This is a genomic window from Dorea sp., assembly GCF_977044405.1.
The window spans coordinates 88,285-114,025 of record NZ_CDRRQK010000007.1 but is presented as its reverse complement, the minus strand read 5'-3'; the positions used below and the strand labels follow the sequence as shown (position 1 = coordinate 114,025).

Below are 25,741 nucleotides of genomic sequence, written 5' to 3'. Positions count from 1 at the left end.
AGAGAACCGGAGATAAGGAACAATTTTATAATGAAATAATTACAAACTGGTGCTGATTTGCAAGTGCTTATATAAAATAAACCTTGTTCATGAATCGTATTCAATTACTACGATAATGGCAAGTGCTTTAAGATGATTTACAGTGTCTCTGACTGAGTATTCCAATGAAAATAGAAAAATAAAATAGTATGTGAATATTCCCGTGCGGAAGAACCCCTGAGTCCGGACAGCCGGGACACGGAGCCCGGATTATTCAGACAAGGACGATGAACTGCCGTGGCTCAGTTACCAGCACTTTGGCAATCTGGTAGGCAACCTCACAGATCTGATTGTGCTGGAACAAAACTGGCAGCTGATGATTGATGAAATCTGGAATACCCGTCAGGTCAATGACTATACAGGAAAGAATATCAACAAAAAGGACTTCATGCGTTCCTGGACACACAGCCGTACCGCACAGCACATTTCCTTTGACGAGCTTTTGGAAGAAGGAACTACTGTTGACGGCGAGTTGCTTTTTGATATTGCTGATCCACGCAGCGAGTTTGAATCTGAGATAATTCATAAGTTTTACATGGAGGATTTCAAAGCCCAACTTCCCGGGGTAGACAGCAAGATTTTACAGATGCGCTATGACGGTCATTCCCTGAAAGAAATCGCTGCCGCAGTTGGTTTCAAAACGCCCAGCGCAGTCAGCAAGCACGTTGAGAAAATCGCTGAACGGTACGATAATTTTATATCGGACGAATACGGAAAGCTTTTAAGCAAATGTATTAACTAAATTATTATGGAGGATAATTATGTCAACAATTAGTCAAGAGGAATCATTATTGTTACAATGTTTAGCAACCACATCACTTTTAGGTGAATTGAGTAACGCAAATTTCTTGGAAAGCGATTACTATAAGCAACTGTCATTTTCAAATAAGAACATTAAGAATATTCTTACCCAATTCGGTCTTAGAAATCCGGCAACAATGCAGATGATGCTTTATGCATTATTAACTGTTCCAAGAGAAACCCTTTCAAGAACGGCTTACAGCGTGTTAGAAACTTATGTTGAAAGAATAAATCCATTAGTAAGTACGCTAATCGAAACGGAAACAATGTCAACTTATGACAATGAAGATAGCTGCGAAAAAATTGACTATTTCCGCCATATTAGAAATGCTGTTGCTCACTCAAAATGTAATTATTTTAGTGATCGTGGAAAGAATTTTGTTATCTTTTCTGATAGCAATAACAACGGATCCAAAGTATGCTCTATAAAAATGGAATGTTACAAAGTTGGGATTATTCTTATGGAACTACAAAGGCTTATTATGGAATACTATAATCAAAATCATTAAATCTATGTAACGGCAGTCACGAGAAATCGTGGCTGCCTTTTTGTTTGCACGCCATGGGCGCGCTCTAACGGGTGCAAGTCCCGAACACGCCTAGGCAACGAGGAAGTGTATAGCTGAACAGCAAGGGTGTCCATCGTTGAATATTACGGTTCAAATGGTTCTTCCGCAATTATCCGTTTTTACATTTCCTCACATATCTAAGTTTTGCCTCTAGTAAACGTTTCCTACAGCGTCCATACATTGTTCGTTTTATCATTTTTAACCGACTGTTTGTCCCTTCGACAAAACCATTACTATAATCATAGACTACCGCATTTTCAACCGCATCTATGTCTCTTTTTAATCCTTCTGCAAAACTCTTTAGTGCTTTAATCTTGCTTTTGCAATATTTTTCTATAAACAAGTATAGTAGCGGAACATTTCGCTTTTTAAAAATATTTCGAAACTCTTTTATACAACAATGAAGTTCCCAAACCGCTGGATAATGATCATAAATAAAGTTTTTGTGCTCTACTGTTAATTCTGTATTCATCCACATATATCGGAATATCCCCTCACGTGTGATATAGTCCTTTTCTTTTCCAATACTACCTGTTCTGTATTTTAATCCTTCTGTCATTGTTCGGTGTTTATGATCTCCTAAATTGTCCAAATCCAGATCTGCTTGATTGTCCACCAATTGATTAGTATACTGTCCTTATCAAGAAAAAGGAAAAGGTTCCAAAGCACCCTCCTAGCAAGATCGTACTCTGGAACCCTGGTCAATAACCATGTTTATTGTAACAGATTACACCCGGATTGGACAACATATTTTTACAAGAGAGCAATGAATTTCTTTGTCCTGTATGTCGAATAGGAAATTTGATTTTCAGAGATTACTGCAAACGAATCATCCGCTACGAAGATGGTTCTCATGAATGGATTCAAATCCCGAGACACAGATGCAATAATCTGAAATGCAAGAGAATTCACCGGATGCTGCCAGATTGTCTGGTTCCGTATAAACACTATAATGAGGAAACAATCTCTGGCGTTTTGGATGATATCGTTAATCCTGATGATGAAGATTCTGAAATTTATCCTTCCGAAAAAACGATGCTCCGCTGGCATCACTGGTTTATTTTAAATCAATTCAACATAGAAGGACATATGAAATCGATTGGTTACAGATTACTGGGTTTTAAAGAGGAACTGTTAAAATTCAGTAATTCATTGCTCGGTCACATAAAGAGTTCCATGCCAGATGCCTGGCTGAGAACCATTCTCCGTTACCTATATAATTCGGGGAATTCTTTACAGCCATGCTATTCGTGAGTTTTACCGACTTTGTTTTCACTGTCCGGGAAAAGGACTGTATGATGATCTCAGAAAGGAGATACATACAGTTATGAATCAAAATACAGCTTTAATAAGAAAGCAGAACCGTGATGAAATTGCTTTACAGAAGTATACGATGATCTCACCACTATTGGATGAAAATATTGATCCGGCTGCGGTAAGAGAATTGCGAAGTAAACTGGCAGAACAGAACGGATTATCCGAACGTACATTACGTAGATATGTCAATGCTTATCAGAAAAAAGGATTTGAAGGATTAAAACCGGCAGAACGTGTCCGGTATAAAAAAGAAGTGATGCCTGATAATTACGATGAAATCCTGCAAGAAGCAATCCAACTCAGACGAGAGGTCCCTCGCAGATCTGTAGAACAGATCATTTTTATTCTCGAATCAGAAGGAAAAGTCGCTCCGGGCGTATTAAAGCGTCCAACTTTACAACGGCACCTATATCAGGCCGGATTCGGCTCTGCTCATATGGATATTTATCAAGATGCAAGAAGAAGCTCATCAAAACGTTTTTGCAAGTCGCATCGAATGATGTTAGTCCAGGGAGATATCAAGTATGGCCCGAAACTTCCCATTGGGAAAAATGGAGCCATGGTACAAACCTATCTTTCTTCTGCGATTGATGATCATTCCAGAATGATCCTGGCTTCACAATTCTATGATAATCAGGAAGAAACCATCGTGGAAGACACTTTTCATAAGGTAATCCTGAAGTTTGGCCGATTTGATAAGTGCTATTTCGACAATGGAACCCAGTATGTTGCAAAACAGTTAAAGCTGTCCTTGGCAAAAATATGTAATACTTAATGCTTATCAATGATTTTTAATCGTTATTAAATAAGCGAAATCTTTTGAAACAGAAAAGAATTTTTGCAGATTTTAAAATTTTTAAAACTAAGATATTTTGTTACAACAGAAAAGCAACAAAAATACAACTAAAAGTAGTTAAGATAAGAGATATTTTAACAAACATCAAAAAGCTATAAATCGGAAAAAAATCTTCTAAATATACATTTGTTATATAGAAGTAACAAACAGATAGAAGAAATACACTATAATATTAAAAAAATCACAATTTTATCGCCCCAAAGACTTGAAAAAGAAATTCGCGAGTAGTACAATTGTGTTAAAAGATTAACACAATATTTTAAAAGGAGCGTGTTTGAAATGGCAAGATTTACATTACCAAGAGATGTTTATCACGGAAAAGGATGTTTATCCGAATTAAAGAATCTGAAAGGTAAAAAAGCTGTCCTCGTAGTCGGCGGCGGATCTATGAAGCGTCAGGGATTTCTGGACAAAGCAGTGAACTACCTGAAAGAAGGTGGAATGGAAGTTAAGCTGATCGAAGGCGTGGAACCAGACCCATCTGTAGAGACGGTTATGAAAGGTGCCAAAGTAATGCAGGAGTTCGAGCCTGACTGGATCGTAGCAATGGGTGGCGGATCTCCGATTGATGCAGCCAAAGCTATGTGGGTATTTTACGAGTATCCGGATGAGACATTTGAAAATATCATCACACCATTCAGCTTCCCTGAACTTCGTCAGAAAGCAAAATTTGCAGCCATCCCATCTACATCAGGAACTGCAACAGAAGTAACAGCATTCTCCGTAATCACAGATTACAATACAGGAATCAAATATCCTCTGGCAGACTTTAACATCACACCAGATGTTGCAATCGTTGATCCGGATCTGGTAGCAGGACTTCCTCAGAAACAGGTTGCTTATACAGGAATGGATGCACTGACACATGCGATTGAAGCTTATGTATCAACACTCAACTGTCCATTTACAGATCCACTTGCGCTACAGGCAATCGAGATGGTTCTGGATTATCTGCCGGCATCTTACAACCTTAACATGGAAGCAAGAGAGCAGATGCACTACGCACAATGTCTTGCAGGTATGGCATTTTCAAATGCGTTACTTGGTATCGTGCATTCTATGGCTCATAAGACAGGAGCAGCATTCTCAACCGGACATATTCCTCACGGATGTGCCAATGCAATCTATCTGCCATATGTAATCAAATACAATGCGAAAGATAAAGTAGCTGCATCCCGTTATGCAGAGATTGCACGCAGAATGGGACTTCCTGGAACATCTGAAAAAGCTCTGATCAACAGCTTATGTGCAAAGATTGACGAGTTCAATGCGAAGATGAATATTCCTAAGACTCTGAAAGAGTTCGGCATTAACGAAGATGAGTTTAAAGAAAAACTGGATAAGATTGCAGAACTTGCAGTTGGTGACGCCTGTACAGGATCGAACCCAAGAGCAATTGACCCTGCAACAATGGCTAAATTATTTACATGCACATACTACGGAACAGAAGTTGACTTTTAGATAGACGGATACGAAAAGTAAGTAGATCATTTATATCAGATGGCTGTCACATGGAGTTGTGTGACAGCCGTTTTCTGTCCACTTATGTGCCGGAAAAATATCTGTTATTGCCGGATTTCGCAGGTTCAAGATATCACAATGGCATGGAAAATCCGGACAGGATTCCTGCTATATTCTGACAATATACTGTATTTTTATACTTTTACTTGCGAAAAGATAACAGCCGTATTATGATAATAGTAATATTTGAAATTAGGAGGAAATAAGATGTACAAAATTTTAAAAGCAGAACAATTAACTGCTAACATCTTTCTGATGGATGTAGAAGCTCCTCGTGTAGCAAGACATTGTGAACCGGGACAGTTTGTCATTGTAAAGATGGATGAAAAAGGAGAAAGAATCCCTCTGACAATCTGTGACTATGACAGAGAGGCCGGAACTATTACGATCGTATTCCAGCCGGTTGGAGCATCCACAACAAAAATGAAAGAATTAAAAGCAGGAGATTATTTCCGCGATTTCACAGGTCCGTTGGGAAATGCTTCAGAGCTGGTGGATGAAGATATTGAAGAGCTGAAAAAGAAAAAGATCCTGTTTGTCGGCGGTGGTGTCGGGGCAGCACCGGTATATCCACAGGTAAAATGGCTGCATGAGCATGGTGTGGATGCGGATGTTATCATTGGATCTAAGACAAAAGATATGCTGATTCTGGAAAAAGAGATGGAAGCTGTATCAGGAAATTACTATCCATGTACAGATGATGGCTCTTATGGACATGCCGGAATGGTTACTACAATGGTAGAAGAACTTGTCGAGAAGGGAAATAAATACGATGTCTGTATCGCAATCGGCCCAATGATCATGATGAAATTCGTATGCCTTCTGACAAAGAAACTGGAGATTCCGACAATCGTAAGTATGAACCCTATTATGGTAGATGGAACTGGTATGTGTGGTGCCTGTCGTCTGCATGTGGGTGATGAGATTAAATTTGCCTGTGTAGACGGTCCGGAATTTGACGGACACCTTGTTAACTTCGATGAGGCAATGAAGAGACAGCAGATGTATAAGACTCAGGAGGGTCGTGCAATGCTGAAATTACAGGAAGGCGATACGCATCACGGTGGATGCGGTCAGTGCGGAGGTGACGAGTAAGATGGCAGATGTATTAAAGAAAGTTCCAGTAAGAGAGCAGGAACCAAAGGTTCGTGCTACAAATTTTGAAGAAGTATGTTATGGATATAATAAAGAAGAAGCGATGGAAGAGGCAACAAGATGCCTGAACTGTAAGAATGCAAGATGTATCCAGGGATGTCCTGTATCCATCAACATTCCTGCATTTATCGCAGAGATCAAAGAAGGTAATATCGAAGAGGCTTACAAAGTGATCGGTCAGTCTTCTGCACTTCCTGCTATCTGCGGACGTGTATGTCCTCAGGAATCACAGTGCGAGAGTAAATGTGTCCGTGGTATCAAGGGCGACGCAGTATCCATCGGTAAGCTGGAAAGATTTGTCGCAGATTATGCGCTGGAAAATGATATCAAACCAGAAAAACCAGAAAAGACAAACGGACATAAAGTAGCAGTCATCGGTTCCGGTCCGTCAGGACTTACCTGTGCCGGCGACCTTGCAAAGCTTGGATACGAAGTAACTGTATTCGAAGCACTGCATGAACTTGGCGGTGTTCTTGTATATGGTATTCCTGAATTCCGTCTTCCAAAACAGAAAGTTGTTAAGAAAGAAATCGAAAAAGTTAAAGAACTTGGCGTTAAATTTGAGACAAACGTTGTTATCGGTAAGTCTACAACGATCGACCAGTTGATGGAAGAGGAAGATTTTGAAGCTGTATTTATCGGTTCCGGTGCAGGACTTCCAATGTTCATGGGAATCCCGGGTGAGACAGCCAACGGAGTATTCTCTGCAAACGAATACCTGACAAGAAGTAATCTTATGAAAGCATTCGATGATTCTTACGATACACCAATCGCAGCCGGCAAGAAAGTAGCCGTTGTCGGTGGTGGTAACGTAGCTATGGATGCTGCAAGAACAGCCCTTCGTCTTGGCGCAGAAGTACATATCGTATACCGTCGTAGCGAAGCAGAGCTTCCTGCACGAGTAGAAGAAGTACATCACGCAAAAGAAGAAGGCGTTCAGTTCGATCTTCTTACCAATCCAAAAGAAATCCTTGTGGATGAAAATGGATGGGTAAAAGGTATGAAAGTTATCAAGATGGAACTGGGTGAGCCGGATGCTTCCGGAAGAAGACGTCCGATCGAGATTCCAGGTTCTGAATATGAGATTGAATTAGATACTGTTATCATGTCTCTTGGAACATCTCCAAACCCATTGATTTCTTCTACAACAAAGGGTCTTGAGACAAATAAGAGAAAATGTATCGTAGCAGAAGAAGAAAACGGACAGACTTCAAAGGCTGCCGTATTCGCAGGTGGAGATGCTGTAACAGGTGCTGCAACTGTAATTCTTGCTATGGGAGCCGGAAAAGCAGGAGCAAAAGGTATTCACGAATACCTTTCTCAGAAAAATGCATAACCGGTAGTCTTGGATTAATATAATCTGAAGTTATAAAAACGATGGAATTTTACATTTGTATTCATGTAAGGTTCCATCGTTTTTTTGTTGGGAATATATCGACAGGAAGACTAATGGAAATGGAGCATTTAGTGAAGTGTTAAGAATCCGATAGCTATGGAAGGGCAGCAATTTTTGTGCGGAGGTTTTAGCGTATAAAAAAGATATAGACTTGAATAAGAATGGCGGTATGTGGTATTATGAAGAAACATATTTTATCCGCCTGTATTACGAAAAGGCAGTAGCAGATTTTATAAAAAAGTAGAAAGTATATGCCGGACTATTGAGTGGATAAGATAAAAAGACAGGAAGTAGAAAATCAGATAAGAATTATTAAAAAAGACAGGTTGGGGATTATGGCAGAATTAGATTTAACAGATGGAAAGATTTTTTTAAATAAAGTAACAGAAAAAATCCGCACACGACTGGCAGAAGTAGATGCGTCCATTGAGGCAGGGCAGAAAGATATCCAGAGTATGAATGAATATTACTGGGAGAACTACACCGAGATGGATGAATACGGTTATGAGAATTACGATAACCAACAGGCGCTTTTACATCAGGTAAATGATAATCAGGAAAAACAGAAGATGCGACATCGTCTCCGCAAGATGTTAGAAGCACCGTTCTTTGGACGTGTTGATTTTATCTATGATGGGGAAGAGGAACCGGAGATCTTTTATATAGGAATCGGAAACTTTGCGGAGCGTACAGGTATGCTTCCTCTGATCTATGACTGGAGAGCACCTGTCAGCGGGCTTTTTTATGATTATGATAAGGGACCGGGATCTTACGAAGCACCGGCCGGGACAATTGAAGGTGAGATAGCTGCCAAATGGCAGTATAAAGTAAAAAACGGCAGGATGATCTATGCATTTGAAAGTGATACCAAGATTGATGATGACATCCTAAAACAGGAACTGGGAACAAATAGTGATGTACAGCTGAAAAATATCGTGCGTACGATCCAGAAAGAACAGAATGCAATCATCCGTAATACACACGACCGCATCCTTGCAATCCAGGGGGCAGCTGGAAGCGGGAAGACTTCGGTGGCGCTGCATCGTATTGCTTACCTGTTGTATCATGACAGAGAGCATTTGAAATCTTCGAATGTACTGATCCTTTCTCCGAACAGTGTGTTCTCGGATTATATTTCCCATATCCTTCCGGAACTTGGAGAAGAAAATATTCAGGAGATGAGTTTTGATCTGTTTGCATACCGTGAGTTAAAAGGAATTGTGCCTGACTGTGAAGACCGTTACGACCAGCTTGAGAGGACGATGAAACTTCAGGATCCATATCTGACAGAGAGGTTTGAAGAAAAGCAGTCGGAAGGATTCGTCGGTCTGATGGAAAGCTTTCTTGCAAGACTGGAAGATGAGCTGATGGATTTTCATGCGATTGAATATAAAGGAATTAAAAAGACAGAAGAAGAACTTATTAATTTATTCTATTTTAAATTCCAGAATGCACCACTGCTTGGACGTATGGATGCAATCAGGGATTATTGTGTAGATGAATATGAGACCCTGCTTGGACGTGATCTGTCGGAAGAAGAACTTCTGATCGTACAGGATAAATTTGATAAGATGTATGTAACAAAGGATATTTACAAGATTTACGGGTGGCTTTTAGAAGAGTGCGGATATCAGGCACTTCCAGATGTAGAATATGAAAAACGCAAACTGGAATATGAAGATGTATTCCCGGTGTTGTATCTGAAATACCGCCTGACAGGAAAAGCCGTGCATAACCATATCAAGCATCTGGTTATTGATGAGATGCAGGATTATTCTTATCTTCAGTATGTGATACTGAATCAGATATTCAAGTGTAGAATGACAATTTTAGGAGATAAAGCGCAGACACTTGATGAGCAGATGCGTGATGTATTACAGTTCCTCCCGGGAGTGTTCGATCAGAAGATACGTAAGATTGTAATGAATAAAAGTTACAGAAATACCATGGAAATTGCAAGATATGCAGAGAAACTGACTGGTGTAAAGGATGTAGAACTTTTAAAACGTCATGGAAAAGAAGTGGTAGAAGAGAACTTCCAAACAGAGGATGCGATTTTGGATGAAATTCTTTCGAAAGCAAAACTGGGAGAAGACGAATATGAAACTGCTGCCATCATTGCTATGACAGAAGCAGAAGCATTTACTTTATATCAGGTGTTAAAATCACGTGGTGAAGAAGTGCACTATATTGACCGTAACAGTTCTGCCTTTAAAAAAGGACTTACTGTTACAACTTTTTATCTTGCAAAAGGTCTGGAATTTGACCAGGTATTTGGTGTATTCAAGGATGTGGGAAACCCTATGCTGAATCAGGCAAAATACATTTGTGCGACAAGGGCATTGCATGAGTTATATATGTATCAGATAACAGAATAGCAGGAAGCTGATATAGTAAAAATGTATAAGATAATGGACTGCATAATTGCAGAAACCAATATGGCAAAAGAATAATTGTATGCATAATAAAGAATAGAGATAGAAAGAAAAGTGGAATGAAGATAACATTAATTACCGTAGGAAAGATAAAAGAAAAGTATTTAAAGGATGCAATTGCAGAATACAGTAAAAGACTGAGCCGCTACTGTAAACTGGAGATCATCGAGGTGGCGGATGAAAAGACACCAGATAACGCAAGTGAAACGGTAGAAGGTGGTATCCGTGACAAAGAAGGAGAACGGATCTTAAAATACGTCAAAGACGATGCGTATGTGGTTACACTTGAAATCAAAGGAAAGCTTTTGACCTCAGAAGAACTGGCAGAAAAAATCGATAAACTTGGAATCCAGGGAACCAGTCACATTATATTCATTATCGGTGGATCAATAGGACTTGGAAAAGAAGTGCTGAAGCGTTCGGATTATGCGCTGAGTTTTTCTAAGATGACATTTCCACACCAGCTGATGCGGGTAATCCTTCTGGAACAGATTTACAGAAGTTATCGGATTATCAGTCATGAGCCATATCATAAATAAAATGGCATGACGAGGAAAATGTAGCAGGAGCGCTCCTGATTATGTAAATATGCACAAAATCAGGAGCGCATATTTGTGGAAAATAAAGATAGACATAAAAAGCAAGCCTTGTTATAATATATCTGTCATTTGGGTTGTAACTCTTTGAGGCATTACTGATGACACCGATACACGATAGCAGTAAAGGTGTTTATGTCTTGGAGGGTTTATTTTTATATACAGAAAAGATAAGACACTGGACGGGTGAGAGAAGATGCAAGTAATAAAAAAGTTAAACAACAATTTCGCGATTTGTCTCGACGGAGAAGGAAAAGAACTGATTGCATATGGAAAAGGAATAGGATTTCCCAAAGTACCGTATGAAATTACAGATTTAAGTCAGATAGACCGTACTTTTTATGATATTGATCAAAAATATCTCGCATTGTTGACGGAATTACCGGAAAAGGTGTTTCATTTTACGGCAAAGCTGGTGGATATCGCACATAACGAACTACAATATGAGCTGAATCCTAATCTTGTACTGACACTGGCAGATCATATTAATTTTTGCATTCAGCGTGCACGAAAGAATATATATGTGCAGATGCCATTGATTTATGAGATTGAACAGACATTTCCAAAAGAAGCAAAACTTGGAAAATATGCTGTGCGTCAGATAGAAAGAAGATTTGCGGTACAGCTGAATGAAAATGAAGCTTCTGGAATTGCGATGAGCTTTGTAAATGCGAGAAACAGTGCAGAGAGCAAAAAGGACTCTTCTATGCAGAAGTGGTATAAAGAAGTTCTGGAAGATACGATCAGTATTGTGGAAGATACAATTGGAATTGTGATAGAGAGAGATTCGTTTAATTTTGCAAGATATTCTTCGCATTTGATGTATTTGTTAAAAAGAATTGCATCAGATCAGACCCTGGATACAGAAAATGGAATTATGTATCAGTCCATCCGGGAGGAATTTCCGGAAATTGCAGAGTGTGTAGACTTGTTTGAAACATATTTCCAGGATAAGTTTGACATCAGACTTTCCAAGGAAGAAAAAATGTATCTGATGCTTCATATCAACAGAATATGTGTAAGAGAAGGATTGTAACCAATCGGGCATTACCTTTCATGACAGATGTTACGGGATTCGTACGTCGGTTGTGGGAGGTTTTTTAATACCAAAGTATACACGAGAAGCTGCCGGTTGTTCAAAGCGCTCGTAAGGAACTGTGAAGTTTGGCAGATTATATTGTGTGGTTAAAAAATACACATGAAGTTTGGAATGAAGGAAAAAGAAGAAAAGGAGAGAAAGAAATGGCAGATAAGAACAGACAGATTGCAGAAGAAGTACTTGCTGCAGTTGGTGGCAGTGCGAACATTACATCCGTAACACATTGTATGACAAGATTACGTTTTGTCTTAAAAGATCAGAGTATTCCGGATAAGAAAAAACTGGAAAGCATAAAAGGTGTTATGGGAACAAATATTGCAGGCGGACAGTATCAGGTTATTATCGGAAATTCCGTAGGAAAGGTTTACAAAGAACTGGTTGCGATCAGTGGCGCTACTGATACTGTGGCCATGGATGATGATATGGCCGCTGAAAAAGAAAAGATAAATCCGGTTGTTGCAGCTCTTGATTTTATCGCAGGATGTATGACACCGTTATTTACAGCAATTATTGCAGGTGGTCTGATAAAGGTATTATTAGTAATCTTTGGACCAACGCTTTTAAATCTGCTTTCATCTGAAAGTGATACGTATATTTTAATGAACGCCCTTGGTGATGCACCGTTTTACTTTTTGCCGGTTCTGGTAGCATTTACAGCTTCTAAGAAGTTAAATTGTAATTCTTATCTGGCGGTAATGGTTTCGTCTGTACTGATATATCCAGATGTAATCACGTTACTTGGCGGAGATAAGGCGACACATTTATTTGGAGTGATTCCGGTAGTGCATGGAAGCTATTCATCTTCGATTATTCCGGCTATGTTATCAACAATTCTTTTGATGTATGTTGAGAGACTGGTAGACCGTATTACACCGGAATGGTCAAAGAATTTCCTGAAACCACTTCTGATCGTAGTAATCACAGCACCGATTACACTTTGTGTACTGGCACCACTTGGTCTTATGATAGGAAATGGATTACAGTTTGTGATCAATGGGATTTATGGATTTGCACCATGGCTTGCAATGCTTATTCTTTCGGGACTGATGCCGTTTATTGTTATGACGGGTATGCATTGGGCGTTTGTACCGGCCTGCCTGATGTCTCTGGCAAATCCAGGATATGATGTATTATTACTTCCGGCAATGCTTGCAAGTAATATTGCACAGTCAGGTGCGACATTTGGAGTGGCTGTAAAAACAAAAGATAAAAATATCCGGGAAATGGCAATCCCGGCAGGAATCTCTGCACTTCTCGCAGGGGTTACAGAACCGGCTATGTATGGTATCACATTAAAATTAAAACGACCAATGATTGCTGCTTGTATTGCAAGTGGAATCGGCGGACTTATGGCAGGATTTATGTCATTGAAGGCATATGCTTTTGCAACTCCATGTCTGACAGCCATTGTACAGTTTGTTTCACCGGAAGGTGGTAAGAATATAATTTGTGCAATTGCTGTATTAATTGAAAGCTTTGTTGTAGCATTTGTATTATCTATAATTATGACAAAAAATGAAACAAATGACTTAGAAGAGATAGAACAGAATGAAGATATGAAAACTGCAGAGGTATCAGAAGGTTTAACAGGTGAAATGCAGATCAGTGTTCCCATCAAAGGCGAAGTGATCGCACTTTCAGAAGTAAAAGATCCTACATTTGCAGCAGGAATCCTTGGAGAAGGCTTGGCAGTAGTGCCGGAAGAGGGAAAAGTATATGCTCCGTTTGATGGTGTATGCGAGAACATCTTTGATACTTTACATGCGATGGGACTTAAATCAGATAATGGGGTAGAGCTTTTGATTCATGTAGGACTTGAAACCGTCCAGCTGAACGGGGAACCATTTACTGCACATATTCAGGACGGAAAACATTTCCAAAAAGGTGATCTTCTGTTAGAATTTGACATAGATGCAATTAAAAAGGCAGGATGTGAGATCCAGACACCGGTGATCGTAACAAATGCAGATGAATTTGACAGTATAGCAATAAAGAACGATAAAATTATTATCGGAGGTAAATAAAAAATGAGCTTATCAAAAGATTTTCTCTGGGGCGGCGCTACAGCCGCTAACCAGTGTGAAGGGGCATGGAATGTAGATGGCAAAGGAGTATCGGTTGCAGATATCTGTACCGGAGGAAAATTCGGACAGAGCAAGCGTATTACACCAGTATTGGAAGAAGGAACTTTTTATCCAAGCCATGATGCAATACAGCATTATTACCGTTTTAAAGAAGACATTGCATTATTTGCCGAGATGGGATTTAAATGCTATCGTTTTTCTATCAGCTGGACAAGAATCTTCCCAAACGGGGATGAAAGTGAGCCAAATGAAGCTGGACTTAGGCATTACGAAGAAGTGATCGATGAATGCTTGAAATATGGAATCGAACCTCTAATCACCATTTCTCACTATGAAGTTCCATTCGGGCTGACAAAGAAATGTAATGCCTGGGTCAGCCGAAGAATGATTGACTATTATCTGAATTATTGCCGTGCAATTTTTACACGCTATAAAGGAAAAGTAAAGTACTGGCTGACATTCAATGAGATCAACAGTTCAGTTGCACCAATGGGAGCACTTTTGAACCAGGGAATCTTAAATGACCTTGAGAATCCGACAGAATTCATGAACCAGCCGGACATTCCACAGCAGAGATACCAGGGATTGCATCATATGTTTGTGGCATCTGCACTTGCTGTAAAAATGGCGCATGAAATCGACCCGGAGTACAAAGTTGGAAACATGATGATTTATATGAGTAGTTATCCTCTGACCTGCAATCCCAAAGATGTCCTGGAGTGTCAGAAATATAATCGTATATATAACTATTTCAGCACGGATGTACAGGCAAGGGGAGCATATCCTGCTTATGCAGACAACATGTTAAAAGAGATGGGCGTAACCATCACCAAAGAACCGGGAGATGACGAAATTCTGAAAAACGGAACGATTGATTTTATTACCTTTTCTTATTATATGTCTTCCTGCCAGACAGCAGATCCGACAAAAGAAAGCGGGGAAGGCAATATCCTCGGCGGGGTAATGAATCCTTATCTGAAAGCATCCGACTGGGGATGGCAGATTGATCCGGAAGGTCTGCGTTATGCGTTAAATGATCTGAGCGACCGCTATGAACTTCCACTTATGGTTGTTGAAAATGGCCTGGGAGCAAAAGATACCATTGAAGAAGATGGAACCATACAGGATGATTACCGCATTGAATATTTAAGAAAACATATCGAACAGATGAAGCTTGCAGTGGAAGACGGAGTAAATCTGATGGGATATACACCATGGGGATGTATTGATCTGGTGTCTGCATCTACCGGTGAATATGCAAAACGCTATGGTATGATCTATGTAGGCCGTTATGATGACGGAACCGGAGATTTTGCACGTCTGAAGAAAAAATCATTTTACTGGTACCAGAATGTAATCAAGACAAATGGAGAAGAATTATAAATGAACAAAATCATATTTCTGGATGTAGACGGTACGCTGGTAAATTATGAAAATCACATACCGGAATCCGCAGTGAAAGCAATTCGAAAGACCAGAAAAAATGGCCATAAAGTATATATTTGTACCGGACGCAGTAAAGCAGAAGTATATCCGGAACTATGGGAAATAGGACTGGATGGCATGATCGGCGGAAACGGAAGTTACGTAGAGCATGCAGGAGAGATTGTCTTTCATAAGACATTTAGTAAAGAACAGTGTACAGAGATTGTAGACTGGCTGATGAAAAAGGGACTTGAATTTTATCTGGAGAGCAATGAAGGATTATTTGCCAGCAGAAATTTTGAAACGGCAGCAGGTCCTGTCATGCAGGAGTACGCCAGAAGAAAGGCGAATCCGGATGCTGAACAGATTACAGTAAGAAAAGCATTTCCGGATATGATATTTGGAGGCGGACTTTACCGCAGGGATGTTAATAAGATTTCTTATATACTGAATAGTTACCAGGATTATGAAGAAGCGTGCAAAGTGTTTGTGAATCTTCAGAATGGTACCTGGGGCGGAAGAGGTGAGACGGCACTCTTTGGAGATATTGGATTGAAAAATATTAATAAATCCTCTGCCATTTTGGCACTTCTTGAATATCTTGGGGCATCTGTGGAAGATACGATTGCATTTGGTGATGCAAAAGTTGATATTCCGATGCTTTCATGCTGTGCAACAGGAGTGGCAATGGGAAATGGTGGAGAAGAGATAAAGGAGATGGCCGATCTGATCACTGATGATGTAGATGAAGACGGATTGTGGAATGCATTTTGTAAGCTTGGACTGATTTGAAAATGTGAGAACACGAATAATCTCTGTAAAAAATCAACAGAAAAATTTACATAAGATACGATAAAAATCTTGTTTCAGAAAGTATCATCCTTTATACTGATAAGGATGAAAATGTCAGGAGAGGGTATAACTATGAAGCAAGTTAATTTAAAAAATCTGTGTATGATCCTGTTGGGGAATACAGTTTATGCACTGGCAATCGTTATGTTTATTCTGCCGAATGATATGATCACAGGTGGAACGACAGGACTTGGTATTGCAATCCATCATTATTTTGGACTTCCGATCCATACATTTGTATTAATCTTTAATACACTGATGTTCTTACTTGGGGCAGTGGTTCTTGGAATGAAATTTGCACTTACGACACTGGTCAGTACATTTTATTATCCGGTTATCTTAGGGGTACTTGAGCAGATGCCGGCGATCCAGAATGTAACAGATGACAAGATGCTGTCAACCATATGCGGTGGTCTGATGATCGGTATGGGAATTGGAATCGTTATACGGTGCGGCGCATCAACCGGAGGAATGGATATTCCACCATTAGTACTGAATAAGAAATTCGGACTTCCGGTGTCCGTGATGTTATATGTATTTGATTTTGTGATCCTGATTTCACAGATGCTGTTTACGAATAAAGAAGAAATTGTATATGGAATCTTACTGGTATTGATTTATACGGTGATCTTAGACAAAGTTCTTCTGATGGGATCAACCAGAACAAAAGTGGAGATTATGTCTGAAAAGTATGAAGAACTGAACCGTCTGATACAAGAAAGACTTGACCGCGGAACGACGCTTGTGTATACACAGACAGGATATTTGAAAAATGATCAGCCGATGATTCTTACTGTGGTTTCGAACCGAGAGCTGATGCGTTTGAATCAGCTTGTGCAGGAAGTGGATCCGCATGCATTTATGATCATTGGAAATGTGAATGAAGTAAGAGGTAGAGGATTCTCACAGCAAAAAGTGTATAAAAAAGAACAGATAAAAAATTAAAAATTCCGGTAGTGTGATATCAATAAGATTACCTTTGGAGTAGTTTATGATATATACTACCGGAATTTTGTTATGTCTATGAAGCTGTAAGAACAGATTTTGTTTTTTTATACCTAAGTATGCTGCCAGTGGCAGATTCTCTGTATATTTAGTTTTTCTTTTGGCGCTGTATACATCGCCAGATGGATTGATCTGATACGAAGTGCCAGTATTCAAAAATCTTTTCTGATGTATTCTTATCTTTTCCACGTACAATAAACCATAGATCTTTCGATCCAGCCTCGGTATCGGCAGCATTCGCAGATGCAAAATCCGGAGCTTTTACAGGAGAAGCAGTTGTGAGCTTGATATTTTCTGACTTGATATATCTTTCGATGTCTTCCTGAATCTTCAGATATTGTTCGGTGATTCCAAGCTGGCGGTACTGTTCGGCAAGACGGATGCGTTTGTTCCTTCCGGCCAAAATAAAATATGTAATGATGGATGTAATGACCGATGCAACAATAACAAGTGCCAATATGATCAAAACAAGAACTGATGTATGCATAGATAAAACCTCCTAGTAAATAATATGACTCATTATAGCACCAATAATCACGGAAAACTATGGTAAAAATGTTAGTATTTTTCCGATTTGCAAGAGTCTTTTATACAGCTGGTATAAAAGAAGAACACGCAAACAGATTAAAAATGATCTTATTCGGAATTATTGTGGAATGGAAGCAAAAAATAAATAAAATCATATTTTACATAGATTTAACATAAAGCTAATAAGAGTTTGGAAATACTATGCTATGTTAGGAATACTGGAATAAACATTCAGGAAAACAAAAAAATAAAATACAAATGGAAAGGTGAGTAATAAAACTATGAGTAAAACATATATGAACCGCGAGCTCTCCTGGTTGAAATTCAATGAACGAGTGTTGGAGGAAGCGGAAAATCCGGAGGTTCCACTGTGTGAACGACTGACATTTGCTTCCATCTACCAGAGCAATCTGGATGAATTCTTTATGGTGCGTGTCGGATCGTTGTATGATCAGACTCTTTTGGATAAAGTCATCTGTGAAAATAAGACAGGTATGACATCACAGGAGCAGATCGATGCAATCCTAAAACGTACCAGACAGATCAATAAAAGAAAAGAAGCGGTATATGAAGATCTGATGGCACGGGTGGCAGAACAGGGGATCCGTATCCTGCGGTTTAATGAACTGGATGAGGAAGGAGCTCTTTATCTGGAACGCTATTTTGAGTCGGAGATTGCACCTTTGATCTCACCTACCGTAGTGGGAAGAAGACAGCCATTTCCATTTTTAAAGAATAAAGAAATTTATGCCGTTGCTGTTCTTGGAACAAAAGGAAAGAAAGACCGTCTCGGAATCATTCCATGTACCAGCAACATATTTGGAAGACTGATTGCGGTACCTGGAATGCCGGGCACTTACATGCTGGCAGAAGAACTGATTCTTCATTTTGCACCGGTTGTATTCAAAGGATATAAGATTAAGTCCAAATCCCTGCTTCGTATTACAAGAAATGCAGATATCGATGCAGATGCATTATATGACGAAGATCTGGATTATCGTGAATTCATGGAAGGACTGATCAAACAGCGTAAGAAACTGGCACCGGTCCGTCTGGAACTTTCCAGGGAAATAGATAAAAAGGGAATTGCGGTATTGTGTGATTTTCTGGAGCTGGATGAAAGTCATGTGTTTATGTCATCGACACCGCTTGATCTGTCTTTTGTATTTCAGATCCAGGATCTGCTCAGAAAAAATACAGAGTTATATTTCCCAAAGAGGACACCGCAGAAGTCGGATCAGTTTCGGGATGGGAAAAGTATCATAGAGCAGATCAAAGAGGAAGATAAACTCCTTTCTTATCCATATGAATCCATCCGGCCGTTCCTGCATCTTCTGACAGAAGCTGCCGAAGATCCGGATGTTATCTCGATAAAGATGACGCTTTACCGCGTTGCAAAGCAAAGTAAAGTTGTAGAAGCTTTGATAGAGGCAGCAGAAAACGGAAAAGAAGTGGTAGTGTTAGTAGAACTCAGAGCCAGATTCGATGAGGAAAATAATATCGGATGGTCCAGACGTCTGGAGGACGCCGGATGTCAGGTAATCTATGGCCTGGATGGATATAAAGTGCACTCAAAACTTTGTCTCATCACAAAGAAAAACGGTGGACAGATTGAATACATTACACAGATCGGTACAGGAAATTATAACGAAAAGACTTCCCGTCTGTATACAGACCTGTCTCTTATGACTGCAAATGTAGAGATTGGACTGGAGGCATCGAATGTATTTCAGGCATTATCAAAAGGAGAGGTGGTAGAGCATTCCAAGCATCTGCTCGTTGCTCCGAAGTGCCTGCAGAATAAGGTCCTGGATATGCTGGATGAGGAGATTGCACATGCAAGAAACGGGGAAGAAGCGTACGCTGGATTTAAACTGAATTCCCTGACAGATAAAAAGATTATTGATAAATTGATTGAAGCTTCAAAAGCAGGTGTGAAGATTGACATGATCGTCCGTGGTATCTGCTGTCTGCTGCCGGGAGTAGAAGGAAAGACAGAAAATATCCGTATCATCAGCATTGTTGGAAGATTCCTGGAACACTCGAGAATTTATATTTTCGGAAGTCAGGAACGGAGAAAATATTATATTGCATCGGCAGATTTCATGACAAGAAATACGGTAAGACGTGTAGAAGTTGCAGCTCCGGTATACGATGTTAAATTGCAGGAAAAATTACAGGAGATGTTTGATATTATGCTTTCGGATAATCAGAAAGCAAGACAGCTTGGCCCGGATGGTAATTATCAGCGTGTGATCAACGAGAAAGCACCGGTGAACTCACAGGAATATTTTTATGCCGAAGCCTATCATGAAATACAGAAAAGCAGCATGGATCCAGAAGGCTTAAGACAGTAAAATATAATCCGAAAGTCATATATAGGAGCCGTGGTGCATAGAGTAATACAAATTACCGAAGCGGTATTTTTATGAAACATAAGGAATGGAAAGAAAAAGCGGCAGAGGTGTCGGGAGTCCCAAAAGATGTAGCAATGGGGCTCCCGATTCTTACAATTACAGGAACCTGCGATATATGTGTGGAAAATTACAGGGGAATGACAGAATACACAGACCAGCTGATCCGGCTGCAGTCCAGATGCGGACAGATCAGGATTCAAGGGAAAGGACTGGAAGTTATATACTATACGAATGATGAAATGATGATCCATGGTCAGATTAAGACGATTGAATACCAGAAGTAGGAGGAAATGGATTGTTTGAAAATGTCATCTGGTATCTGAAAGGTTATGTCAGAATCCGTGTAACTGGCTATTCTCCAGAGCGGTTCCTGAATGCCTGCCGCTATAAAAAGATATATATATGGAATCTGAAACGGGTCCGGGGAGCGTATGAGATGAATCTTACGATCGATGGATTCCGCAGGTTAAAAGAGATTGTCAGGAAGACGGATACGAAGGTTTTGATTATACAGCGTAACGGTCTTCCTTTTCTTTTACACCGATATAGAAAAAGATATCTTTTGTTTGGCGGAATTCTTTTGTGTATGGTTATGATGTGGAACCTGTCCGGATATATATGGAATGTAGATATCAAAGGGAACTCTGCATATACAAAAGAGACATTAAAACGGTTTCTGGCATCACAGAAAGTGGAAGAAGGAATGAGAAAAAAGCAGGTGGATTGTCAGAAAATCGTACAGGAACTTAGAAAACATTACGATAAGATCATATGGGTATCAGCATCGGTTGACGGATGCCGTCTGGTCGTCCGTATCAAGGAAAACGAAGATGGGATGACAGAACAGGACAAAAAGCAAGAGGAACACACCGATCTTGTTGCAACAGAAAACTGCAGAATTATAAAAGTCGTAACAAGATCCGGAACCCCCAACGTACATCCGGGCGACACGGTAAAAAAAGGAGATACACTGGTCTTTGGGCAGATTGCGATCTGTAATGATGAAAAAGAAGTAACCGGTTACCGGGCATGTAGTTCGGATGCAGATATTATTGGAGAAACCAGTGTAAACTATCAACGGGAACTTTCCGAAACCTATCCTGTAAAAAAATATTACATGGATGGGATCCAGACAATCCGGAAAAGAGAATACGCAGTCAGGATCGGAACATGTATTGGAACACTTGGACAGACGAAGAATACTTATGAATATTATGTAAAAAAGACGCATCAGATGAAGATCCGGATTGCCAATGTCCTTCCGGTTATCATAGAAAGAAGGGAAATACTTCCGTATAAAAAAATGAACAGGAACTATTCTGTAAAGAAAGCAAGAGCTATATTATCAGCGGATTTTCACCGGGACTGTAAAGAAATGGAGAAAAAAGGGGTAGAAATTATCCAGAATGATGTTAAAATATACACAGGGTCCGGGACGTATTATGCAAAAGGAACACTAAGGATCAGATGTTCTGTCGCAAAGCAGGTACCCGGGGCACCGGTTCCTGTTCTGCATACGGAAGAGGAAAAAGAAACGAAGAATGGAGATTGATGCATGGGATTAATGGAAACAGTCATCGATATACCTGCGGAGCACGAGGCAAATGTGTTCGGGCAGTTTGATGCATATGCAAAAAAAATAGAGCGTGCACTTCATGTCACCTTGATCGCGCGGGGGGAAAGTGTAAAAATCATGGGAGATGCACTGAAAGTAGAAAAGGCAAAAAAAGTATTAGACCAGCTTGTAGAACTTTCCAAAAGAGGGAATACCATTCAGGAACAGAATGTAGATTATACACTGGCACTTGTAATGGAAGACAGTGAGGAAAATGTTCTGGAGATCGACAAAGACATTATCTGTCATACCCTGCAGGGCAAGCCGATCAAACCGAAGACGCTGGGACAGAAAAAATATGTGGATGCGATACGTAAACAGATGATCGTGTTCGGACTTGGTCCTGCGGGAACAGGTAAAACATATCTTGCAATGGCAATGGCAATTACTGCATTTAAGAATAACGAAGTAGGAAGAATCATTCTTACAAGACCGGCTATCGAGGCAGGTGAAAAGCTGGGATTCCTTCCGGGAGACCTTCAAAGTAAGATCGATCCGTATCTTCGTCCGCTTTATGATGCACTGTATCAGATCATGGGAGCCGAGAGTTTTATGAAGAATTCGGAAAAAGGTCTGATTGAGGTTGCACCGCTTGCCTATATGAGAGGACGTACCCTGGATAATGCATTTATTATTCTGGATGAAGCACAGAATACGACACCTGCGCAGATGAAGATGTTCCTTACGAGAATCGGATTTGGTTCTAAGGTGGTCATTACAGGAGATGCGACACAAAAAGACCTTCCATCCGGTCAGGTATCGGGACTTGATGTTGCGACAAGAGTTGTAAAAGATATTGAGGATATCAGCATCTGTCATCTGACGAGTAAGGACGTTGTACGTCATCCACTGGTACAGAGAATTGTTAAGGCTTATGAAGATTATGAAAGTAAACACGAGAACCGTCGCGGAAGTGATGCAAAGTATAAAGGAAAAGATAAGAGGCGAAGATCATGACATTGTATTTTGAAGAAGAAGGGGAGGTAAAGCTTCCTCTGGAGTGTGAAGAACTGGCAAAAAAAGTAGTAGAAGAGGCGCTGGATTATGTGGGATGCCCATATGAGGCAGAGGTGAATCTGCTTTTAACAGAAAATGCACAGATCCATGAGATGAACAAAGAATTCAGGGGAATTGACCGGGCAACGGATGTTTTATCATTTCCAATGATCGATTATCCAAGTCCTGGTACATTTGACTTTCTGGAAGAGCAGGAAGACTGTTTTGATCCGGAAAGTGGGGAACTGACGCTTGGGGATATCGTAATATCCAAAGAAAGAGTCCTCTCCCAGGCAGAAGAGTACGGACACAGTCCGAGAAGAGAATATGCTTTTCTTATTGCACATTCTGTGTTACACTTAACAGGTTATGATCATATGGAAGAAGAAGAACGTCAGGTGATGGAACAGAAACAAAGAGAGATCATGGAACGTCTGGATATTCCAAGATAGTGATCGGAATAAATTTTACAAAATGATGGAGTTAGTAGATGTATGTCTGAACAACGTAAAAAAAATGAGAAAAATTTCCTGGTGCAGGGATCGATCTTAGCAATCGCGGGAGTTATCACAAAGCTGATCGGGGCTTTTTACCGTATTCCGCTTCTGAATATCATTGGAACGGAAGGAAATGGTTATTATTCGGTAGCTTTTTCCATCTATTCGGTGGCTCTGATGCTGACTTCGTACAGTCTGCCGCTTGCGGTTTCAAAGCTGGTATCGGCGAGAGTTGCAGTAGGAGAGTATAAAAATGCACATAAGATCTTCCGTGGGGCAATGACATTTGCACTTCTGGCAGGTGGTCTGGTTGCTTTGCTTGTGTTCTTTGGTGCGGATTTTATAGCAACAACGGTTATGCATCTGGATAAAAGTGCTTATGCGCTGCGCGTGCTGGCACCTTGTATCCTGGTCGTAGCACTGCTTGGTGTGCTGCGTGGATTTTTCCAGGGAATCGGAACGATGATCCCGACAGCAATTTCACAGGTAATTGAACAGATCGTAAATGCGGTTGTATCTATCGTAGGTGCGTATGTGTTACTGAATGCAGGAAAAGCAGTTGGGAAAACACATGGGGATAAGTCGTTTGGTCCGGCGTATGCGGCAGCAGGTGGAACACTTGGAACTGTTCTTGGTGCACTGAGTGCGCTTATATTTGTCGGGATCGTATTCCTTGCGTATAATAAAGTCTTCAAACGCAAGATGAAAAATGATACATCTAAAAGAACCGAAGGATATAAAAGAGTATACAAAGTACTGTTTATTACAATCGCACCGGTTATCTTAAGTGCAACGGTATATAATATCAGTGACTTTGTAGATACGGCACTTTTTAATAATATTATGGCGGCGCAGGGATTCACAAAGAAAGAGTATGCAAGCCTTCTTGGTATCTTCCAGGGACAGTATAGTACACTGATCAATGTTCCACTTTCAATATCCAGTGCACTTGCGGCATCCCTTGTACCAAGTCTTGTGGCAACTGTACAGACGGGAAACAGAAAGCAGGTACATGATAAGATCAACATGGTCAGCCGTTTTAACATGCTGATTGCGATTCCGTGTGCAGTTGGTTTTGTTACGCTTGCAAAACCAATTCTGGATTTATTGTATTTTACACAGGACAATACAACTGCTGCACTGATGCTTCAGCTGGGAGCACTGTCCGTTGTGTTCTTCTGCCTGTCGACGGTTACAAACTCTGTATTACAGGGATTGGACGATATGATGACTCCGGTTAAGAACGCAGCAATCTCACTGGCAATACATATTGTGGCTCTGTTTATTATGCTGGTAGTATTAAAATGGAACATTTACGCAGTCGTATTAAGTAAAATTATATTTGCAGGTGCGATCTGTATCCTGAATGCAAAAGCACTGCGCAGCAGAATCGGATATGTACAGGAAAAGAAAAAGACATTTGCAATTCCGGCTCTTGCAGCGGTTATTATGGGTGTGATTGCAATGCTGGTACATCTGATATTCGAATTGTTTATAAGTCCATATATTGCGACACTTCTGGCATTGGTAGCTGCTGTAATTACTTACGGTGTTGCAATTGTTGCATTGGGTGGAATTACAGAAAGTGAATTAAAGGGAATGCCAAAGGGCGCACTTCTGGTAAAAATATGCCGGAAATTACATTTGATAAGAGGAGAATACAGATAAGACGATGAGACCAGTGAAAAAGATTGCATTATTACATGATATTTGTGGTGTGGGAAAAGCAGCAACGATGAATATGACACCGATTCTTAGTATGATGGGTATTGAAGCGTGTCCGGTTCCTACGGTTCTTCTGTCGACACACACTGGAGGCTATGGAACGCCGGCTGTGTTTCACGTTCCGGGAGATTATATAAGAGCATGTGCCGATCATTATAAAAAAGAAGAGATTGCATTTGATGCGATATTTGTCGGGTATCTGGGCAATGCAGATACGATTGATGCGGTAATTTACTTTATCAGCCAGTTCCCGGGAACCAGGGTTATATTAGATCCGATCATGGGAGATCATGGGAAATATTACTCAAATTTTGATGAAACTTATGGAGCGGCGATGAGAAAGCTCCTTCCATATGCGGATATTATTCTTCCGAACCTGACAGAAATGTATCTGCTGGCAGGAAAGGAATATCAGATTACGGGAAATCACAGAAATGTGCTACATCTTTGCGAGGAACTGCGTAAAGCAGGGGCGAAAGATATGATCGTTACCAGCGTTCCAAAAGATGACTGCAAGAAGGGAATCGTGTTATACGAAGATGACGCATTTCTTTATATCGGCAATGGAGAAGTGTTAAAGGAATTCCACGGCGCGGGAGATGCTTTTGACGGAATGTTTCTTGCAAAAATCATGCAGGGAAATACATTGCTGGAAAGTGTACAGGCATCGCATGCATTTGTCTGCGCATGTATAAGAGAAAGTGAAAAATATGATTTTCCTGAAAGAGAGGGACTTCTGATCGAAAAAACACTGAGAAAGATTGTATAAATCCATTCATATAGACCAATACTGTACCAAAAAAGGAGTCTTAT

23 protein-coding genes are annotated in these 25,741 nt (G+C 40.2%); 21 read left to right on the top strand and 2 right to left on the bottom strand.

The window, feature by feature from the left end; genetic code table 11:
• Positions 1–355: 355 nt before the first annotated feature.
• Positions 356–781 carry a hypothetical protein gene (locus ACWJAF_RS05220; RefSeq protein ID WP_329982487.1) on the top strand — a complete coding sequence of 142 codons (426 nt, stop codon included), beginning with the start codon at positions 356–358 and terminating at the stop codon, positions 779–781.
• Positions 782–800: 19 nt separating this feature from the next.
• Complete coding sequence (locus ACWJAF_RS05215; RefSeq protein ID WP_173819755.1) at positions 801–1,349, top strand: HEPN family nuclease; 549 nt, start codon at positions 801–803, stop codon at positions 1,347–1,349.
• Between the two features lie 169 nt (positions 1,350–1,518).
• Here ACWJAF_RS05215 and ACWJAF_RS05210 read toward each other — a convergent pair whose 3' ends face one another.
• Complete coding sequence (locus ACWJAF_RS05210; RefSeq protein ID WP_173785280.1) at positions 1,519–1,968, bottom strand: transposase; 450 nt, start codon at positions 1,966–1,968, stop codon at positions 1,519–1,521.
• Positions 1,969–2,147: 179 nt separating this feature from the next.
• On the opposite strand from ACWJAF_RS05210, the gene ACWJAF_RS05205 reads away from it, so the two are divergent.
• From ACWJAF_RS05205 to ACWJAF_RS05150, 12 genes are all read left to right on the top strand, one after another.
• On the top strand, positions 2,148–2,663 hold the full coding sequence (locus tag ACWJAF_RS05205) for a DUF6431 domain-containing protein (protein ID WP_226851808.1): 516 nt from the start codon (positions 2,148–2,150) through the stop codon (positions 2,661–2,663).
• 73 nt (positions 2,664–2,736) lie between these two features.
• Positions 2,737–3,501 carry a DDE-type integrase/transposase/recombinase gene (locus ACWJAF_RS05200; RefSeq protein ID WP_448862639.1) on the top strand — a complete coding sequence of 255 codons (765 nt, stop codon included), beginning with the start codon at positions 2,737–2,739 and terminating at the stop codon, positions 3,499–3,501.
• Positions 3,502–3,861: 360 nt separating this feature from the next.
• Positions 3,862–5,043, top strand: a complete 1,182-nt coding sequence (locus tag ACWJAF_RS05195; protein WP_448862637.1) for an iron-containing alcohol dehydrogenase — start codon at positions 3,862–3,864, stop codon at positions 5,041–5,043.
• Between the two features lie 267 nt (positions 5,044–5,310).
• Complete coding sequence (locus ACWJAF_RS05190) at positions 5,311–6,198, top strand: sulfide/dihydroorotate dehydrogenase-like FAD/NAD-binding protein (RefSeq protein WP_296029164.1); 888 nt, start codon at positions 5,311–5,313, stop codon at positions 6,196–6,198.
• 1 nt (position 6,199) lies between these two features.
• Positions 6,200–7,594, top strand: a complete 1,395-nt coding sequence (gene gltA / locus ACWJAF_RS05185) for an NADPH-dependent glutamate synthase (RefSeq protein ID WP_296029167.1) — start codon at positions 6,200–6,202, stop codon at positions 7,592–7,594.
• Between the two features lie 395 nt (positions 7,595–7,989).
• Positions 7,990–10,032: a HelD family protein gene (locus ACWJAF_RS05180; RefSeq protein ID WP_448862646.1), complete on the top strand. Its 2,043-nt coding sequence runs from the start codon at positions 7,990–7,992 to the stop codon at positions 10,030–10,032.
• A gap of 116 nt (positions 10,033–10,148) precedes the next feature.
• Complete coding sequence (gene rlmH, locus ACWJAF_RS05175; RefSeq protein ID WP_448862636.1) at positions 10,149–10,628, top strand: 23S rRNA (pseudouridine(1915)-N(3))-methyltransferase RlmH; 480 nt, start codon at positions 10,149–10,151, stop codon at positions 10,626–10,628.
• 253 nt (positions 10,629–10,881) lie between these two features.
• On the top strand, positions 10,882–11,721 hold the full coding sequence (locus ACWJAF_RS05170) for a PRD domain-containing protein (protein ID WP_448862634.1): 840 nt from the start codon (positions 10,882–10,884) through the stop codon (positions 11,719–11,721).
• A gap of 206 nt (positions 11,722–11,927) precedes the next feature.
• On the top strand, positions 11,928–13,808 hold the full coding sequence (locus tag ACWJAF_RS05165) for a beta-glucoside-specific PTS transporter subunit IIABC (RefSeq protein ID WP_296029180.1): 1,881 nt from the start codon (positions 11,928–11,930) through the stop codon (positions 13,806–13,808).
• A gap of 3 nt (positions 13,809–13,811) precedes the next feature.
• The gene (locus ACWJAF_RS05160) at positions 13,812–15,251 is read left to right on the top strand and encodes a glycoside hydrolase family 1 protein (protein ID WP_448862632.1); all 1,440 of its coding nucleotides are present in this window, start codon (positions 13,812–13,814) and stop codon (positions 15,249–15,251) included.
• Positions 15,252–16,085 carry an HAD family hydrolase gene (locus ACWJAF_RS05155; RefSeq protein ID WP_448862631.1) on the top strand — a complete coding sequence of 278 codons (834 nt, stop codon included), beginning with the start codon at positions 15,252–15,254 and terminating at the stop codon, positions 16,083–16,085.
• A gap of 132 nt (positions 16,086–16,217) precedes the next feature.
• Positions 16,218–17,090 carry a YitT family protein gene (locus ACWJAF_RS05150; RefSeq protein WP_448862629.1) on the top strand — a complete coding sequence of 291 codons (873 nt, stop codon included), beginning with the start codon at positions 16,218–16,220 and terminating at the stop codon, positions 17,088–17,090.
• A gap of 148 nt (positions 17,091–17,238) precedes the next feature.
• On the opposite strand, the gene ACWJAF_RS05145 is transcribed toward ACWJAF_RS05150, so the two are convergent.
• Positions 17,239–17,637, bottom strand: coding sequence for a hypothetical protein (locus ACWJAF_RS05145; protein ID WP_448862627.1), 399 nt, complete (start codon positions 17,635–17,637; stop codon positions 17,239–17,241).
• A 322-nt stretch (positions 17,638–17,959) separates the two neighbouring features.
• Here ACWJAF_RS05145 and ppk1 point away from each other — a divergent pair, with 322 nt between their 5' ends.
• The 7 genes from ppk1 to ACWJAF_RS05110 all read left to right on the top strand — a co-directional run bounded on the left by ppk1 (position 17,960) and on the right by ACWJAF_RS05110 (position 25,697).
• On the top strand, positions 17,960–20,035 hold the full coding sequence (ppk1, locus tag ACWJAF_RS05140) for a polyphosphate kinase 1 (RefSeq protein WP_448862625.1): 2,076 nt from the start codon (positions 17,960–17,962) through the stop codon (positions 20,033–20,035).
• Positions 20,036–20,106: 71 nt separating this feature from the next.
• Positions 20,107–20,379, top strand: coding sequence for a YabP/YqfC family sporulation protein (locus ACWJAF_RS05135; protein ID WP_296029198.1), 273 nt, complete (start codon positions 20,107–20,109; stop codon positions 20,377–20,379).
• Positions 20,380–20,390: 11 nt separating this feature from the next.
• Entirely contained in the window at positions 20,391–21,647 is a 1,257-nt protein-coding gene (locus ACWJAF_RS05130) for a sporulation protein YqfD (protein ID WP_448862624.1), read from the top strand.
• 3 nt (positions 21,648–21,650) lie between these two features.
• Positions 21,651–22,667 carry a PhoH family protein gene (locus ACWJAF_RS05125; protein ID WP_296029208.1) on the top strand — a complete coding sequence of 339 codons (1,017 nt, stop codon included), beginning with the start codon at positions 21,651–21,653 and terminating at the stop codon, positions 22,665–22,667.
• Positions 22,664–23,158, top strand: coding sequence for an rRNA maturation RNase YbeY (ybeY, locus tag ACWJAF_RS05120; RefSeq protein WP_296029212.1), 495 nt, complete (start codon positions 22,664–22,666; stop codon positions 23,156–23,158). Before ACWJAF_RS05125 ends, ybeY begins: the two co-directional genes overlap by 4 nt.
• Before the next feature lie 42 nt (positions 23,159–23,200).
• A complete protein-coding gene (locus ACWJAF_RS05115) occupies positions 23,201–24,871 on the top strand; it encodes a putative polysaccharide biosynthesis protein (RefSeq protein ID WP_296029214.1) in 1,671 nt (556 codons plus the stop codon).
• A 4-nt stretch (positions 24,872–24,875) separates the two neighbouring features.
• Positions 24,876–25,697 (top strand): pyridoxamine kinase, encoded by an 822-nt coding sequence (locus tag ACWJAF_RS05110; RefSeq protein ID WP_296029221.1) that lies wholly within the window; start codon positions 24,876–24,878, stop codon positions 25,695–25,697.
• Positions 25,698–25,741 lie beyond the last annotated feature (44 nt).

Coding starts and splice junctions, on each gene's coding strand:
- ACWJAF_RS05220 (WP_329982487.1), top strand. CDS start 356: ATGATTGATGAAATCTGGAATACCCGTCAGGTCAATGACTATACAGGA.
- ACWJAF_RS05215 (WP_173819755.1), top strand. CDS start 801: ATGTCAACAATTAGTCAAGAGGAATCATTATTGTTACAATGTTTAGCA.
- ACWJAF_RS05210 (WP_173785280.1), bottom strand. CDS start 1,968: ATGACAGAAGGATTAAAATACAGAACAGGTAGTATTGGAAAAGAAAAG.
- ACWJAF_RS05200 (WP_448862639.1), top strand. CDS start 2,737: ATGAATCAAAATACAGCTTTAATAAGAAAGCAGAACCGTGATGAAATT.
- ACWJAF_RS05195 (WP_448862637.1), top strand. CDS start 3,862: ATGGCAAGATTTACATTACCAAGAGATGTTTATCACGGAAAAGGATGT.
- ACWJAF_RS05190 (WP_296029164.1), top strand. CDS start 5,311: ATGTACAAAATTTTAAAAGCAGAACAATTAACTGCTAACATCTTTCTG.
- gltA (WP_296029167.1), top strand. CDS start 6,200: ATGGCAGATGTATTAAAGAAAGTTCCAGTAAGAGAGCAGGAACCAAAG.
- ACWJAF_RS05180 (WP_448862646.1), top strand. CDS start 7,990: ATGGCAGAATTAGATTTAACAGATGGAAAGATTTTTTTAAATAAAGTA.
- rlmH (WP_448862636.1), top strand. CDS start 10,149: ATGAAGATAACATTAATTACCGTAGGAAAGATAAAAGAAAAGTATTTA.
- ACWJAF_RS05170 (WP_448862634.1), top strand. CDS start 10,882: ATGCAAGTAATAAAAAAGTTAAACAACAATTTCGCGATTTGTCTCGAC.
- ACWJAF_RS05165 (WP_296029180.1), top strand. CDS start 11,928: ATGGCAGATAAGAACAGACAGATTGCAGAAGAAGTACTTGCTGCAGTT.
- ACWJAF_RS05160 (WP_448862632.1), top strand. CDS start 13,812: ATGAGCTTATCAAAAGATTTTCTCTGGGGCGGCGCTACAGCCGCTAAC.
- ACWJAF_RS05155 (WP_448862631.1), top strand. CDS start 15,252: ATGAACAAAATCATATTTCTGGATGTAGACGGTACGCTGGTAAATTAT.
- ACWJAF_RS05150 (WP_448862629.1), top strand. CDS start 16,218: ATGAAGCAAGTTAATTTAAAAAATCTGTGTATGATCCTGTTGGGGAAT.
- ACWJAF_RS05145 (WP_448862627.1), bottom strand. CDS start 17,637: ATGCATACATCAGTTCTTGTTTTGATCATATTGGCACTTGTTATTGTT.
- ppk1 (WP_448862625.1), top strand. CDS start 17,960: ATGAGTAAAACATATATGAACCGCGAGCTCTCCTGGTTGAAATTCAAT.
- ACWJAF_RS05135 (WP_296029198.1), top strand. CDS start 20,107: ATGAAACATAAGGAATGGAAAGAAAAAGCGGCAGAGGTGTCGGGAGTC.
- ACWJAF_RS05125 (WP_296029208.1), top strand. CDS start 21,651: ATGGGATTAATGGAAACAGTCATCGATATACCTGCGGAGCACGAGGCA.
- ybeY (WP_296029212.1), top strand. CDS start 22,664: ATGACATTGTATTTTGAAGAAGAAGGGGAGGTAAAGCTTCCTCTGGAG.
- ACWJAF_RS05115 (WP_296029214.1), top strand. CDS start 23,201: ATGTCTGAACAACGTAAAAAAAATGAGAAAAATTTCCTGGTGCAGGGA.
- ACWJAF_RS05110 (WP_296029221.1), top strand. CDS start 24,876: ATGAGACCAGTGAAAAAGATTGCATTATTACATGATATTTGTGGTGTG.